The following is a 15,272-nucleotide window of genomic DNA, read 5'->3' as shown; positions in this document are numbered from 1 at the left end:
GAGAGCATTGGACGTACAAAAAACAGAAATTTGGGACACAAAAATGGTCCCGAGAATGTCGCAGTTTCGGGCGTTCCAACAAGTTTTGGACCGCACTCATTCGCATTGGGATCTGAAGAATTCCAACGATGACCACTATACTGCCGAAGTGAGACGTCACACGGTCAATGACTTTGTCTTTACGGAACTTGCCGCAGATCCATTGACCGGAAATAGGACGATTAGCGATATCCGCCAATCGGATCATCACTATTTTTGTCTACTTTATCTGGAAGCTGGTGACGGGGTATTGCGACAAGGTCCGAATGAATCCAAAGCAGCCGCGGGATCAATCGCCTTGTGGGATAGCACCCGCCCCGCATTTTTTGGTACTCACAGTCAATTCCATCAATTTTCTCTTTTGATACCGCATGAAGTTGCGCTGCAATCGTTACCCGGCATTGAGGACTTATGTGGTTTGAATGTGGACGGTAATGAGGGTACGGGGGCCTTATTGCTATCCCACCTTCGGCAATTACATGACACGATCGATACGATTGATACTCAAGATCGCCCAGCTATTCTGCGCGCAACGGTGGATTTAATGGCTGCGGCCTTTCGACCAAGCGAAGAGAAAATTGGGGGAACTGCGTTTCGCCGGGCGCTGCTGACCCGTGTTCAGGAACATATTATCGAAAACTTGGGCGAGCCTGATCTTGGGCCGCAAAATATTGCGGCTGCCTTCTGTTTCAGCCCGCGTTATTTGCACCGCCTGTTCAATCAATTTGATATGACAGTGTCTGACTGGATTAAGCGCAGCCGGCTATTTCGCAGCCGTTCCGATATGGAAACACCGTATCTGGACGGGTTGTCGATAACGCAAATTGCAATGAAAAATGGCTTCAAGGATTCCTCCCATTTTAGCCGGGTATTCAAACAGGAATTTAGTATGAGCCCGCGTGCTTATCGCAACCAGGCGCATAACTTGCGGCTCAGTTGATCCTGCGTTCCCTGATATACAAGAATAGATACACCTCAGGACAAGCTCTCATATTTTATTCAGGCTAACCTTCTTCACAAAGATGAAGGGGAGAAAGCATGGCGTCGGGAAGACTAGAGGGAAAAATTGCACTTATTACAGGCTCTGCCGGTGGGATTGGATCCGCAATCGTCGCTGCTTTTATCAATGAAGGTGCAAAAGTCTGGCTGAGTGATGTCGAGCCGCAGACAAGCGATGATGGCCGAACACTGAGGTTAGACGTAACCAGCAGTGATGATTGGAGCCAAGCCAAGCAGGCGATTGCAAAGCGTGATGGTCGGTTGGATATTCTCGTCAACAATGCCGGTGTCGAATTGCTGAAACCTCTTCAGGAGGCTTCACTGGACGAATGGCGCCGAGTGATGTCTATCAACGTTGATAGTATCTTTCTGGGCTGTAAATTGCTGGAGGAATTGTTGATCGCAGGGTCTTCATCTCCTCGTCCGGCATCAGTGATCAGTATGTCCTCTATCGCAGGATTGGTCGGCCTACCCAACCAAATCGCGTATAACACATCCAAAGCCGCGGTTCGCCATTTGAGTAAAAGCCTGGCCATTGAATGGGCGGCGCATGAAAAACCTATCAGGGCGAACACTATCCACCCAGGCTGCATCCGCACTACGATGCTGGAAGAGGCAGTTAATATGTGGGTCGAAAACGGCCTGCTGGGCGTTGATGACCCGTGGAGCGACCTTGCCAATATGACGCCAGTCAAGCGCATTGGTGCGACGGCCGATGTTGCAATGGGTGCGGTCTATCTCGCGTCGGATGAGTCAAACTTTGTAACCGGAAGTGAGCTGGTGATTGACGGTGGGTGGACTGCGCAATGACGGAGGCACATGATAATCAGCAGCATCGTATAAGAATGTATGAGATGATGTTTACAAGCCGCTGTTTCGAAGCGGCCACGAAGACGGCATATCTGGAAGGCAAGCAGCCGCTGTTTAACATGGCCAAAGGTCCAATCCCGGGCGAAATGCATTTGTCAGACGGGCAAGAACCGTGCGCAGCAGGCGTCTGCATTCATTTGCGCGGAGAAGATACCGTCACCGCCACCCACCGTCCGCATCATATAGCGATTGCCAAAGGCGTCGATATGAACGCCATGGCGGCGGAAATTTTTGGCAAAGATAGCGGATTATCCGGTGGACGCGGTGGCCATATGCATTTGTTCGATGCGGATGTTAACTTCGCTTGCTCGGGTATTATTGCTCAAGGCATGGGGCCTGCAGTTGGCGCAGCAATGGCAGCAAAATTAAGAGGGCAGGACCATGTTGCGGTTTCTTTCATCGGCGACGGTGCGGCCAATCAAGGTGCCTTTCATGAGGCGTTGAATCTGGCTGCCGTCTGGAGGGCTCCGGTGGTGTTTGTCATTGAAGATAACAGCTATGGTATATCAGTTTCCAAGTCGGATTGCACAGCCGTTGAGCGCAACGCGGTCCGTGCTGCTGGCTATGGAATGCCCGGCATCCATATCGAAAAAAACGATCCGGATACAATTTATGATGCCGCTGGTGAAGCGATCATGCGGGCACGGTCTGGCGGCGGCCCATCTCTGATCGAGATAGAAACCACTCGGCTGGAAGGCCATTTTATGGGCGATGCTGAAGGGTATCGGCCAGAGGGAGAGGTGGACCGTCTACGCGCGTTGGATCCAATTCCAGCTTATCGTGAAACTCTTATAGCGGCGGGATTGGCGCCAGACCAGATAGAGGAATGCGAAGAAAAATGCCGCAATGCCGTTGAAGAGGCATTTGCACAGGCTCGGAATTCCAACCTTCCCGATGCCGAAGAAGCCTTTGAGCGCGTATTTGTCGAGAGGACCAACGCATGAACACAAAAGTTGCAGATCGCAAACTTTCCATCGCAAAGGCCATGGCCGAAGCTGTGTCTCAGGAAATGGAACGAAATGATGATGTTATCGTCATGGGAGAAGATATCGCAAAGCTTGGCGGAGTTTTTGGCAACACTATTGGTTTGCTGGACAGCTTCGGGCCGGAACGGGTACGCGACACACCGATATCGGAAACTGCCTTTATCGGTACGGCAGTTGGTATGGCAGCGGCCGGCATGCGACCGATTGTGGAACTGATGTTTGTCGACTTTTTCGGCGTTTGCATGGATTCGATCTACAATCTTGCAGCGAAACAAAGCTATTTTTCCGGCGGAAATGTTACCTGCCCCATGGTGTTGATGACCTCAGTTGGCGGCGGTTATGGTGATGCCGGACAACATTCGCAGTGCCTTTATGCCACTTTTGGCCATTTACCGGGCATGAAAGTTGTCATCCCATCGAATGCGCATGACGCAAAAGGGCTTATGCTTGCAGCCATTCGTGACGAAAACCCTGTGATCTTCATGTTCCACAAGGCGCTGCAGGGCATGGGATGGCTGGGTACCGAAAAAGGAGCAATTACCCACGTCCCTGAAAGCGACTATGAAATTCCCATTGGCCAGGCTGCCCTTGCAAGACAGGGTGATGATGTGACACTAGTCGGTCTAGGTCTGACGGTGCATCATTGTTTGGCTGCTGCAACAGCACTGGAAAAACAGGATATCTCCGCCGAGGTGATCGATCTCCGGACTATTGCGCCACTGGATCGCAACAGCATTATCCAATCGGTTCAAAAAACCGGCCGCCTGCTATCAGTGGATGACGATTATCACAGCTATGGTGTATCTGGCGAGGTGATCGCTAGCGTGTGCGAAGCGGGCGTACCGCTCAAAAACACCCCGGTACGCATTTCTCATCCTGACATTCCAATTCCTTTTTCGCCAGCTATGGAGAATTTTGTGTTGCCCAATGATGATAAGATCGTCGCCGCCGTCACAGACATGATGGAACTCGCATATGACTGATATCGTCGTTGCAGAAGATCTATATACAGAAGATGGACCAGCGGTCATTTCCAGCTGGCTTTATGACGACGGTGACCGCGTGGGGGCAGGAAGCATCATCGTTGAAATTATGTATGAAAAGACCAGCTTCGAAATTGCCGCACCCGCTGATGGTGTGTTGTCAATTCTGGCGCAAACTGAAGAAGAAGTCGCGCGAGGTCAATGCATTGGACGCATCATTGATGGGTGAGTCTGCAAAGGTAGTCGCGCCTGATTGTAGTCGAATTTCCTTTCGGAACAGAATCATTACATCTTTTCTAGATCGCCACTCCGGCGCTTATTGGGACAAGAACATCAACTCTACTCAGCGCCAGATTGACGCAGACAGCATTCTGCTTGATCGAATGTCCGAACGTGGTTGCGCAGAAACAACTCTTAGAATCTGGCAAAACCATAACTGTTTAGTGGTACCAAAACGTTGGCAAGTGAACCCGCATTTTGAACGAGCAAAAAGGCGTTGCCCAATTCCTGTGGCTCTTCGCATTTCAGGTGGCAGCGCGGTAGTCCACGGATCTCATATCCTAAATATCAGCTTCGCCCAGCAAATAGAACGCTGCAACACAGAAGAGCTGTTTCGTCCGGTGATTGACTATCTGATTCCAGTTCTTCGTGAACTGGGATTAGATGCCGATATTGGCTTTGTCCCTGGAGCCCATTGCAACGGGAAATACAATGTTAGATCAAGCGGCAAAAAGCTTGCCGGAACAGCTGCCTTCACTCGGATCCTTGGGGGATTCCAATACGCCATTACACATGCAGCCGTTTCGATCTGGGAAAATAAAAGTGACCTAAATACCATCAATGCCTTCGAAACAGATTTAGGCCATAAGCCCGCTCATACTGCCAGCGCACATACTTCAATTGAATCAGAAACTAACCAGCAACACTGATCTTACAGCGACCGCTTTTGCGCCCGTAGCGGACTCCATAGAAGCCTTAACGTACTGGCCGTGATATTTGTTTCATCTGAAAAATGTCCGAGTCAGTTGTTAATCTATCCAGATTGACACCTTTGCCATTCAGATAGGCTCGCCGAATAGGATAATAGGCAATAGAAATCCCAACCCAGAATATTATCGTCCACAGAACCGATTGGGTAAGTCCCTGTGCGAGGATAACCAAGCCGATCAGCACACTGATGGCCGACAATATAAAGACCACCCAAATCCAAAACGACCCAAGCTTGAACTGTGCCTGCGCATAGGCATCGGGGAATTTTCCGGGGATGCGGGTTACCGACCATAATATTAATATTGTAGGCAGTGCCGTTATGATTCCCACTGCTCTTGCAATGGCCCCGATTTCGAGACCCAATGCGAGAGGAATGATACCGAGCGCGAGAACTAGGCCAAGCAAATTATAGGGCACGCCGTTTTTGCTCAACTTGCCCAGCCGTTCGGGAATCAACTGATCCCAGGCCGCGACCATGAAATTCCGCGGCACCTGAATTATTGAAGCATTCAGGGTTGTCGCAAGCGCAACCGCTGCGCCTCCCAAAAGAAAATACGATAGTGCCAAATTGGGCAGAAAAACCTCGCCAGCGATGGTCAGTGGTTGATCAATCATTTCCCGCCACGGGAGAACTGCGATGCTAGCGAAGGATATGAACGCATATATCAGACCTACAAATAACGTCGCGCTGATCATAACCAGGGGAATATCGCGACGCGGATTTTTCATTTCTCCGCCAAGCGATACAATTGTCGAAGCACCCGTTGTTGCAAATTTCAAGATGAAAACTGCGGTGAGGAAGCCCATTGCTCCATTTGGCATTATCGGCGTTAGGTCAGTGACCTGCATGTCTGGCGCAGCAAATCCAATATAGATTGCAAAAGCGGAAAGCATGATCAAAACCAGGGTCGTTTGTAAGGCACTGGCCAGCCGTAGACCCATGAAGTTGATCAGAAAAATTGAAATTATCATAATCATTCCCCAGACATTCTGGGAAAGGATTGGAAATATGGGTTGCAGATATAGCCCGAACGCGCTGCCAAACAAGCTTATGCTGACAACCGAAACCATCAATATCAGAAACAGGGAAACGGACCCAATCCATCCTCCGCAAAGGCGTGATGGCCAAACATAATAAGCGCCGATAGTCGGCAAGGCGGACCCGGCAACCATTGCCAATATGTTGGTCAGCAAAGCCAATAGCGACGCACAGAGATAGGCCAGGAATACTCCTGGACCGGTCATTCCGATGGCAACACCGGTCAGCGCGACCGCGCCAGCGCCAATTACTTGTCCAACGGCGATGAAAAACACATCCCAAAAACCGAGAATTCGGGAGAGGTTTTTGGCTGTCATCGACGATGCCAGCTGCGAGCAGTAGGACGCTGTATCTTAATGAGCTCGGGCTTCGGGCCAAATCCGAAGAAAGTTTTCTGTGAAAAATGCTTCCTTGGTTGCATCATCAGCGTTGGCCAGATGCCCGTCAAATTTCGCGAGTGGATCGCGACCACCTTCGACATGCGGATAGTCGCTGCTGAATAAATAGAGGTCAGGCTTTGACTGATTGATCATATTGGCAACATCTTCATGTGGGAATGGGGTAAAAGCCATTTGTGCCGTGATCTGTTCCGATGGTGTACGGTCAAAGCGCACGCTTTTATCTGCACGGCTATAAATGCGGGTTAAATCGTCCATCCGGCGGAGTAATTCCGGTACCCAACCTGCACCCAGTTCCACGGCTGCTCCGCGCAGACTTGGATGGCGTTCAAATAGACCTTCGGCAACCATCATGCTGATAAAGGTTTCAACCGCCTGGTGCAGAACGAACGCGTCTTTGGTACGTACATTCTCCCCACCACCCATCCAGTCTTTGACAGCTGCACGGCCATTGTTACTCCACGACTTCATTGCTTGAAGCGGCGAGCCACCGACATGAAATAGAAACGGAATTCCCGCCTCTGCAAGCCTAGCCCAGAATGGTTCAAGATCGACATGGCCACACGAGAAGCCAATGGGTGCCCTATGTGGAACCCAGACCGCGTCGAGTCCGGCCTCAATCGCGAAATCTAGTTCTGCGATTGCCAATTCAGGAACATCCAGAGGGGCGATCGCTACGCCGAGCAATCGTTCATCATCGCCGCAGAAATCTGCCATATGCCGGTTATGCGCACGTGTCGCGCCGTAGCGGAGTCGCGCTTCGGTTTTGGAACTTGGGTGAAAGGGCAACGCTACGCTATGGGTGGCGAATACCAGCTGCTTGCGAAACCCTAAAAGATCAACCGCCTTTGAACGATCGGAGGAGTTAAACGCACCCAGGGCCTGAATTTCTTTGGAAGTTTTGATCAAATCATCACCCAGGGCGATCATAGAATTTTTGTGATCCTCGCTATGCTGACCGCCTTGTTCCATTATAATCGAAACTTCGTCGTCAGTGACAAGCGACGCACTATAACTGACTTCTGGAATTTCATCTCGCAAACCAGGGTCAGCATATGATTTCAGAAAGTCGGGGAGCTCCATGATGTGGCTATCTGCGTCATAGATCGCCCTGTTTTCAGGTACATATGTCATCTCTTCCTCCCTAGTCGCTTTTATCAACCTCCATAGTAGGGTAGCCTAGATGCAATCTCTTCACAACATCGCTGCGACATTCATACTCGCATGGAATATATCCGCTTTTGCGCCCAAAGCAGACATAAAGATATTCCCTGCTCGATCAGATTATTTCCCTGTTTCACGAATTTAACTCCCTGTTCAATGGCTTAGGGAATTCACTACCGCATCCCGCAAAAACGCTGGCCTTGATCACAGTAAATTCGGTCGAATGGTACGAAACCTACAAAATTCCCTGTAGATTCCCGTCAAACAAGGAAATCCGTTGCAGAGACCAGTTCGCCAGAGACTGCAAACACGTGCTGGAACTTATCAGTCCAACACAGTGTCGGCTCGTTCCTGAAAGAGGACATTGGATTCTGTCGATATGAGTGCCTGCAGTTGAACGGTGTGAGCTGACAAACAGGTTTTGGTAGATCAACTAAAGATACGGACGGACGGTAAGAATAGAAAAACGAGTCAAAGCACTAGCGGATCACCCGCGCAGGATTGCCGGCAACATTTGTTCCCGCTGCGACATCGCGCGTTACGACACTTCCAGCTCCGATGATGGCATTATCACCGATAGAAACGCCCGGCAGAATGATTGCGTTTCCACCTATCCAGACATTTGTACCAATCAAGATAGGATTTCCGAACTCGATTCCGGCACGGCGCTCAAGAGCATCGCGTGGATGGTCGGCTGTGTAGATTTGCACGCCGGGCCCGATTTGCGTTTTTGCTCCGATCTTTATCTTACAAACATCGAGGAGGACGCAGCCATAGTTCATGAAGACATCATCCTCGATGAAAATATTGTAGCCATAGTCAACGTAGAATGGCGCGCGTATGGCTACGCGATCACCAATTGCGCCAAAATGCTCCATTAGCAGTGGGCGTCGGATGTCATCGTCTCCAACGATCGTGCCATTATAGGTCCGCAAGAACCGCTGCGCGGTTGCCCTATCAGTACAAAGTTGGGGATCGCCGGGATCGTAAAGATCACCGTTCTGCATTTTTTCTTTTTCAGTTTTCATAAACTGAACCTCGAGCAATTCTGGCTCGAGCGCAATATTGGGGTCGGTTGTATTCGTATGTAGAGCATGCAAAACTACCCGAAATACTGCTGTGTGCCTTCTGAATAATGTCCATTGCTGGTCAGCTTCCAACACAGAAAACTAAATATTTCGCCCTTGCCTAACTCGGTCGTTTGAAATTGTTCCTTGCCATATCCACGTCAGGCCTCAATGCACATCCTTCACTGTGGTCATTGATGAGGCCCATTGCCTGCATGAATGCAAAAACAGTCGTTGGTCCTAGAAACTTCCAACCGCGTTTTTTCAGTTCACGGGCCAGTTCCACAGAGCTTTTGCTCGTCGATTGGGATTGTGGTGGACCAAGCTCGTCCGGACTTGGTTCAAATCGCCAGAAGAAGGCGGCAAGCGATTCTTCTGCTTCGACCATTTCCACAGCGCGAGCAGCATTGTTGATGACCGCAGCGATTTTACCTTTGTGCCGAACGATATTTTCATTGGCCAGCAGGCGATCTACGTCTTCCTTTCCATAGTGAGCGACCATATTAAAATCGAATCCGTCGAATGCAGCCCGGAAACCCTCGCGCTTGTTGTAGATTGTTCGCCAGCTCAATCCGGATTGGAAGCTCTCAAGGCAGAGTTTCTCAAACAGACGAATATCATCGGCAACCGGAAATCCCCACTCGCGGTCATGATAGTCCAGGAACTCAGGTGCCGCACCACACCACCGACAGCGTGGCCGGCCGTCGGAGCCAACAAACAGGTCGCTCATGCAACAGCGTCTTGCAAGAACGAAAGCCGCGCATCGGTACGAGCGGGGGCCACTTCTTGAATATGCGGTACGACGATGCCTTCGCGAACGAAAGGATCAGCAGCAACCCGCGCCGCCAATTGATCTCGGTCATTCGCGATTGCTATAATTGCTCCCCCAGCCTGAGGTTTAAGGCTACCCACGACGAGAAATACGCCCTCTTCGAATCCTTGGGCTATCCAATCATTGTGGGCGGCCATGAACTCTTTGGCGCTACTTTTTTTCTCGGTCAGATTGAGAGTGATGATAAACATTGTATTTTCCTTCTAAGTCTTGATCTGCAGTCCGTCCGCAATTGCGTCCAGCCAGGCCAGCATTTGCTGGACCTCCTGTTCCAGGAACGGCTCGTCAGGATAAGCATTGGCGAGGCTTGCTGCGCCCTGACTTCGCGCCAGGATATGCATGGCCAGAGAATCGGCATCATCGCTATTTCCCATCGCTTCGAAGCGTCGTTTCAGCCAGACGCGAAAAAGATCATAGAGTGCACGCGCACCAGATTCACCGGGATGGTTCAATTTCGACAATTCTGAAAATAACGTTCCGACAGGACACCCGTAGGATCGAATCTTTTGGTTATTCATTAGCAAGATACGGATGAAGCTGGCGATGCATTGTTTCGGGGATTGGCCAGCATCGATCCACCCATCCAGCATTGCAGCTCTTTCCAAGATACGGCGTTCAATCACTGCATCCAGCATCTCGTCCTTTGTCTTAAAGTGGTAGTAAAAATTTCCGCGCGAGATGCCGACAACTTCCGCTACATCTGCGAAGGATGTAGCGTCGAAACCACGCTCATAATAAAGCCTGTCTGCAGCGGTTATAATTTTCTCTCGTGTTTCAGAGCTGTTCATGTCCTGCCCTTTCAATAGCGCACCGCACAATATCGCCGACCAGCAAGAAGTCAGGTGATGCATTAACATCCCACTAGCTCCGGCTGTTAAAACAAATCCTTCGACGAGCCCCTTACTTTTGGATGGATAAAGTTCCACGTCGCATTGTCATCTGTATATAATAGGTCATATGTCCTATTTGTCAATTGTGATTTTACCTATCAATAAAAGTAACTTGACTTAATAGGACAATCGTCCTAATTGCATTTTTAGGACATTTGACCTATAAGGATTATGCTATGAACTCACATCTATTTTCCCTCGGCCAGATCGGTGATCTCAAGCTTTCAAACCGTATGGTAATGGCGCCCTTGTCGCGTAGCAGGGCGACACCCGAGGGCGTGCCAACGGCGATGATGGCCGAACATTATCAGCAACGCGCTTCTGCGGGCTTGATCATCACGGAATCAATACCTGTGTCGCATCAAGGCATCGGCTACCCAAGCACACCCGGGATATTTACGCCGGAGCAAATGGCTGGGTGGCTGCGCGTTGTTAACGCGGTTCACTCGCAAGGCGGGCACATCTTCGCCCAACTGCAACATTGCGGTCGCATTTCTCACAGAAGCCACCAGCCGGACGACGGGCTTCCCGTCGCCCCTTCGGCCCTTCAGCCGGACGGAGTAGCGTTCACCGCTGAAGGGTATAAACCGTTTGAGAGCCCTCGTGCCCTTGAGACTTCTGAGATCAAGGACGTCGTGGAACAATATCGCATGGCGGCTAAAAATTGCTTGCTTGCCGGTTTTGATGGTGTCGAAGTGCATGGTGGAAACGGTTATTTGATTGATCAGTTCCTCAGGGATGGGACCAACCAACGCTGCGACGAATATGGTGGAAATGTTGCAAACCGAATGCGCTTCCTCAACGAAATATTGGACGCGGTAGCAGAGGTCTATCCAGTTGACCGAATAGGTTTAAGACTTTCGCCTGAAAACTCATTCAACAGCATGTCAGATTCCGATCCGCAGTCGCACTTCGAAAAAATTGTTGAAGGCCTAGCCAACCATGGCCTTGGATATCTTCATGTGCTGGAAACAAGCATGGACATCGCTGGCCATGTTGTGGGAGCGCCTCGGACTATAGACTATGTCCGGCTGCGCAAGCTTTTCCAGGGAACCTATATCGCTAATAATGGTTACACCAAAGAACGGGCTCAGGAAGCCATCCAAAGTGGCCATGCCGATTTGATCTCCTTCGGGGCCGCGTTCTTGTCAAATCCAGATTTGGTCCGTCGGTTCCAGGAAAACCTTCCACTGAACAGGGTCGACAAGTCAACTTTCTACGGCGGTGGAGCTACGGGCTACACTGACTACCCGCGATTTGGCTCAGAAACAGCTGTGGCTATGTAAAGTGACTTTGGTTCGTTGATTGTGTTGTTTTCGTAAAATCCGCATTGCCTCGCAAGAGATCCCAACTGCAAAAATTCTTCAGTTGGGATCTCTTACGACGGGTGGCGCTATTGAAATTGTCCCGCTCACTCAAATCTGACGCCCACAGCCCACATTCCTTCTCGATTCTTCAGGATTGGGCACTGCTACAGGTTCGATGTCTTTAGAAAATTCTAGAGTAAAAGATGACCACAAACTGCGCGGTAACTTTCCAAGTCAAGATATTGTCGTAACACCAGAAATGAGCCGCCTTTCCAAATTGGCAAAAGTCCCGCACCAACCTTCTCCAACACCCAGACGACCTTCCAGACGAACGATCTGTTCATGTTTCAAGCGCACAAACGTATCCTTACCGGAAGGTTCGAAAGTGATGGAAACCTGGGACGCCTGCGTTGTTTCCACATGGCCATTTTCAAGCGTCCGTTCATGCGCATAACTGAACGCCAGATGTTGTCCGATTTCGATCTCAAGATACTGACCGAACAAGACATCACGTCTCCCGCTATCCAATCCAAAATCAAAACGCCAATTCCCTCCGACGCGAAGATCAATTTCTGCAACTTGCACCCCTCCTGGGCCAGGACCAAACCATTGCTTGATTTCACCCTCGTCCGTCCATGCACGAAATACACGGTCTGGCGAGGCTTTGAAAAGTCCAGCAACTATAACCGGCTCCTCGCCATGTGGTGATTGCAGGAAAGATAGGTTCATTGATCACGCTCCAGATGTTCAGCAAGATTAGCAAACTGATTGCTCCAGAATTGCTGATAATGCTCCAGCCATGCAGCGGCATTTTTCATCGGCTCAGCCTGAAGGCTGCAGTAACGCGTTCGGCCTCTTTTTTTTACTTCGACCAGACCGGCGTCAGATAATACTCTGACATGCTTGGAAACGGCGGTCTGAGACATGTCAAATGGTTCCGCGACCTCAGACAGCGGTGTTTCGCCGTTTGCAAGACGTGCGAGAATTGCCCGCCTCGTACCGTCACCGAGCGCAGTAAAAACCACATCAAGCTGCTGCATTTCAATCTCCAGATATTTACTCAACTTAATGGTTGACTATAGACATGCCTTTGAATTAGTCAACCAATCGGTTCAGTTAATCCAAAGGAATAGACAAGATGAAATTGTATAATGGTCAATCACCCAACGGTCTCCGCGTCAGCGTATTTCTTGCTGAGAAAGGAATCGAAATTCCCAGCGAGAACATCGATGTTCCTGCAGGCGAAGCCCGGGAAGCAGAGTTTCTGCAGAAAAACTCACTCGGTGAGATACCGGTTCTCGAATTAGACGATGGCACAATTTTAACAGAGAGCCTCGCGATCTGCCGCTATCTCGAAGCGCTTCATCCAGAAGTTCCGCTCATGGGTACGGATGCCTTGGAGACCGCCAAAGTAGATATGTGGTCTCGCCGAATGGAGCAGCAGATAATGGGGCCGGTTGGCGAAGTGGGTCGCCACAGCTTTCCGTTTTTCGCCGATAAGTTTGAACAGATTCCGGCCTATGCCGAGACACAAAAGCGACTCCAAAACAAGAGATGGGCATGGCTGGATATGGAATTGTCAGATGGGCGCACTTATGTGTGTGAAGACAATTTTTCCGTCGCTGACATAACTGGCATGGCAGCTTTAATGATCTGCCAGTTTGCCGAAATGCCGGTTCCGGAAGAATTTGAGAATGTGAAACGTTGGGAAACTGCGCTTCGCGAAAGACCATCATGGCCAGTGTAGACTAAGCAGATCAGGCTCGAAGAGTATCCCTCCCAGATGCTTGTCTGATCATCCTCCCAAACTTGCTGATTGTTCGGTCCAAAAAGCGGAAAGCACACGTCTGCCCAAGGCCAGAGAATAATCAGCAAGTTTGGATTGGCTAATCGGTAACGACTGGTAGTTCCAGAACACTTGGATACTCAGCGTTGTGATGAAGTTTGATGTGCGCCACACGTGCATCGTCACCGGTTTCAAATCCGAGCTTGCCGCCAGAGTTATAGTTCTTCTGTGCGGACGGATCATTATAGGGTCCGACAGTAAGACGCAGACGGGTTCCTGCAGGTAACGCCCAGGCATTCCAGAGAAAATTCTCAAATTTGTAAGCCTGCACCTCACCTGGTTTAACCAGCATCGGTTTTAGGCCATCGCGAAACCTCGCGCGCACGACGTCTCCGCCCAGGTAAAGCGGCTCCCCGTCCGGGAAAATGGCATAAACCGTCACGAAGATATCAGCATCCGGCGTATCCATTTCCAGATAGAGCTTCAGGCGCATTTGACCTGCCAAGGTCAGTCCGTCCACCATGGGAGGTGAATGAAAAACCAGCGTTTCGGGCATATACGCCGGCGCCGTCGATCGAAGGGCGCCATCGCGAATAGCATTCCAATCGATATCTGTGAGGTCTGCAGGACTGGTGTCCAGAGGATCGCTTTTGAAACGGTGCGGTGTCTCACCGCCTATTGGGGCATCGACAAGATGCCCCGACCGGAACATATCATAGGCTTCATCCGACATCGCAGAAAGATAAAACATGCGTAGCTCGTTAGCGATCTCTTCCAGCGCGTTTGCATACCGCCATTCTTCCGCGCCCCCCACATAGTAAGCGATCCGGCGCTTCAGTAAGTCGGGCTTTGGACCGCGGCCGAGGCGCCAATCGAACCAGTCCAAGTTAAACTGGTCCATATCAAAGACCGCAGACGGTCCAAATTCGACACCCTCGCTCAACTTCTGCCTTGGCTCACGCGTTCCGCCATGGCTCCACGGCCCTATGACCAGATAGTGATTTTTCGTGATACTTTTAGAAGCGCCTGCTTGATGTTCACGGAAATAGCGAAGTGCGCCTGGTTGGTCGCCGTCATAATGACCGGTAATGGTCAGGACCGGCATATGCATTTGAGCATAGTCGTTTGGATTCCATGCTGATGAAGCCCAAGCTTCCGGCTCTGAAAGCCTCTTCACCCATTCCTGGAACTGTTCGGACGGCATACCGACAAAGGAATCATAATCATTGAAGGGAATATGGTCACGGTAGGATGTAAGCTCCCGCTCCCGCCAATACTGACTGTCTGTATAGAAATTTGGATTCATCGCAGAACCCGCCACAAAACCGAGCCATCCTGCGGTATATTTTTGACTGCGATGGCCAGCGACGATGGGAAAATCATACCCAGGGTAAACAGAGGCAGTGGGGATCATCGCCCCAATCTCACCAGGACATGACCGCGCGGCCATCCATTGGGTCATACCGCGATAAGAGCCACCACGCATCAAAACATTGCCGTCTGACCAGGACTGCGCCTTGATCCAAGAAACTGCGTTGCAGATATCTGGACCATGGTCGCTGAATGGGAGAAACTCGCCTTTCGATCCGCCACGTCCGCGAACATCCAGGCTCGCCATTGCATATCCTCGATCGGCATATTTACGGGCACGCGGGTGCGCTTCATCGGAAACATAGGGCGTGGCGACAAGCACGGTTGGATAGCGCCGATTTTCCGGCTCAGGCTTCCAAACCGTTATGGCAAGCGGCGTTCCATCTGCAGCGGCAACTACTTCATGAAGGAGAACATCAACTGGCCGATGGTCCGCTTCTGGTTTTTGTGCGCGAAGCCCGTCACTCCAACTAAGTGCGACAGAGATGATTACGCACAATATTAGCAATCTATGTTTCATAATTGTCTCGGCTTCCAAGATTACAAAATTC

17 protein-coding genes are annotated in these 15,272 nt (G+C 50.4%); 8 read left to right on the top strand and 9 right to left on the bottom strand.

Annotated elements, in window-relative coordinates; all coding sequences use genetic code 11:
• The first annotated feature begins 7 nt into the window (after positions 1-7).
• The 6 genes from DG177_RS14530 (at position 8) to DG177_RS17750 (ending at position 4,806) form a co-directional block, all read left to right on the top strand.
• Positions 8-979, top strand: coding sequence for a helix-turn-helix domain-containing protein (locus DG177_RS14530; RefSeq protein WP_108812142.1), 972 nt, complete (start codon positions 8-10; stop codon positions 977-979).
• 98 nt (positions 980-1,077) lie between these two features.
• Positions 1,078-1,848: an SDR family oxidoreductase gene (locus tag DG177_RS14525; RefSeq protein WP_108812141.1), complete on the top strand. Its 771-nt coding sequence runs from the start codon at positions 1,078-1,080 to the stop codon at positions 1,846-1,848.
• On the top strand, positions 1,845-2,852 hold the full coding sequence (locus DG177_RS14520; RefSeq protein WP_108812140.1) for a thiamine pyrophosphate-dependent enzyme: 1,008 nt from the start codon (positions 1,845-1,847) through the stop codon (positions 2,850-2,852). Before DG177_RS14525 ends, DG177_RS14520 begins: the two co-directional genes overlap by 4 nt.
• Positions 2,849-3,877, top strand: coding sequence for a pyruvate dehydrogenase complex E1 component subunit beta (locus tag DG177_RS14515; protein WP_108812139.1), 1,029 nt, complete (start codon positions 2,849-2,851; stop codon positions 3,875-3,877). Before DG177_RS14520 ends, DG177_RS14515 begins: the two co-directional genes overlap by 4 nt.
• Positions 3,870-4,106: a biotin/lipoyl-containing protein gene (locus DG177_RS14510; protein ID WP_108812138.1), complete on the top strand. Its 237-nt coding sequence runs from the start codon at positions 3,870-3,872 to the stop codon at positions 4,104-4,106. The genes DG177_RS14515 and DG177_RS14510 overlap by 8 nt, the downstream gene beginning before the upstream one ends.
• Positions 4,099-4,806: a lipoate--protein ligase family protein gene (locus DG177_RS17750; RefSeq protein ID WP_337658880.1), complete on the top strand. Its 708-nt coding sequence runs from the start codon at positions 4,099-4,101 to the stop codon at positions 4,804-4,806. The genes DG177_RS14510 and DG177_RS17750 overlap by 8 nt, the downstream gene beginning before the upstream one ends.
• A gap of 46 nt (positions 4,807-4,852) precedes the next feature.
• Here DG177_RS17750 and DG177_RS14500 read toward each other — a convergent pair whose 3' ends face one another.
• The 6 genes from DG177_RS14500 to DG177_RS14475 form a co-directional block, all read right to left on the bottom strand.
• Positions 4,853-6,223: an amino acid permease gene (locus DG177_RS14500; RefSeq protein WP_108812136.1), complete on the bottom strand. Its 1,371-nt coding sequence runs from the start codon at positions 6,221-6,223 to the stop codon at positions 4,853-4,855.
• 36 nt (positions 6,224-6,259) lie between these two features.
• Positions 6,260-7,438, bottom strand: coding sequence for an amidohydrolase family protein (locus DG177_RS14495; RefSeq protein WP_108812135.1), 1,179 nt, complete (start codon positions 7,436-7,438; stop codon positions 6,260-6,262).
• A gap of 509 nt (positions 7,439-7,947) precedes the next feature.
• Positions 7,948-8,496 carry a maltose acetyltransferase domain-containing protein gene (locus tag DG177_RS14490; RefSeq protein ID WP_108812994.1) on the bottom strand — a complete coding sequence of 183 codons (549 nt, stop codon included), beginning with the start codon at positions 8,494-8,496 and terminating at the stop codon, positions 7,948-7,950.
• A gap of 160 nt (positions 8,497-8,656) precedes the next feature.
• A complete protein-coding gene (locus tag DG177_RS14485; protein WP_108812134.1) occupies positions 8,657-9,265 on the bottom strand; it encodes a DNA-3-methyladenine glycosylase I in 609 nt (202 codons plus the stop codon).
• Positions 9,262-9,558: a YciI family protein gene (locus tag DG177_RS14480; RefSeq protein WP_108812133.1), complete on the bottom strand. Its 297-nt coding sequence runs from the start codon at positions 9,556-9,558 to the stop codon at positions 9,262-9,264. Before DG177_RS14480 ends, DG177_RS14485 begins: the two co-directional genes overlap by 4 nt.
• 12 nt (positions 9,559-9,570) lie before the next feature.
• A complete protein-coding gene (locus DG177_RS14475) occupies positions 9,571-10,155 on the bottom strand; it encodes a TetR family transcriptional regulator (RefSeq protein ID WP_108812993.1) in 585 nt (194 codons plus the stop codon).
• A gap of 257 nt (positions 10,156-10,412) precedes the next feature.
• Here DG177_RS14475 and DG177_RS14470 point away from each other — a divergent pair, with 257 nt between their 5' ends.
• Positions 10,413-11,543, top strand: coding sequence for an alkene reductase (locus DG177_RS14470; RefSeq protein ID WP_337658878.1), 1,131 nt, complete (start codon positions 10,413-10,415; stop codon positions 11,541-11,543).
• A gap of 255 nt (positions 11,544-11,798) precedes the next feature.
• On the opposite strand, the gene DG177_RS14465 is transcribed toward DG177_RS14470, so the two are convergent.
• Both DG177_RS14465 and DG177_RS14460 read right to left on the bottom strand, forming a co-directional pair.
• A complete protein-coding gene (locus tag DG177_RS14465) occupies positions 11,799-12,293 on the bottom strand; it encodes an SRPBCC domain-containing protein (RefSeq protein WP_108812131.1) in 495 nt (164 codons plus the stop codon).
• A complete protein-coding gene (locus DG177_RS14460; RefSeq protein ID WP_108812130.1) occupies positions 12,290-12,604 on the bottom strand; it encodes a metalloregulator ArsR/SmtB family transcription factor in 315 nt (104 codons plus the stop codon). The genes DG177_RS14465 and DG177_RS14460 overlap by 4 nt, the downstream gene beginning before the upstream one ends.
• A 98-nt stretch (positions 12,605-12,702) precedes the next feature.
• On the opposite strand from DG177_RS14460, the gene DG177_RS14455 reads away from it, so the two are divergent.
• A complete protein-coding gene (locus DG177_RS14455) occupies positions 12,703-13,311 on the top strand; it encodes a glutathione S-transferase N-terminal domain-containing protein (RefSeq protein ID WP_108812129.1) in 609 nt (202 codons plus the stop codon).
• Between the two features lie 139 nt (positions 13,312-13,450).
• Here the strand turns inward: DG177_RS14455 and DG177_RS14450 are convergent, their stop codons facing one another.
• Complete coding sequence (locus tag DG177_RS14450; RefSeq protein ID WP_337658876.1) at positions 13,451-15,241, bottom strand: CocE/NonD family hydrolase; 1,791 nt, start codon at positions 15,239-15,241, stop codon at positions 13,451-13,453.
• Positions 15,242-15,272 lie beyond the last annotated feature (31 nt).

The sequence above is a fragment of the Sphingorhabdus sp. Alg231-15 genome (assembly GCF_900149705.1).
Lineage (GTDB): Bacteria > Pseudomonadota > Alphaproteobacteria > Sphingomonadales > Sphingomonadaceae > Parasphingorhabdus.
This window is presented reverse-complemented; position numbering and strand designations above follow the sequence as displayed.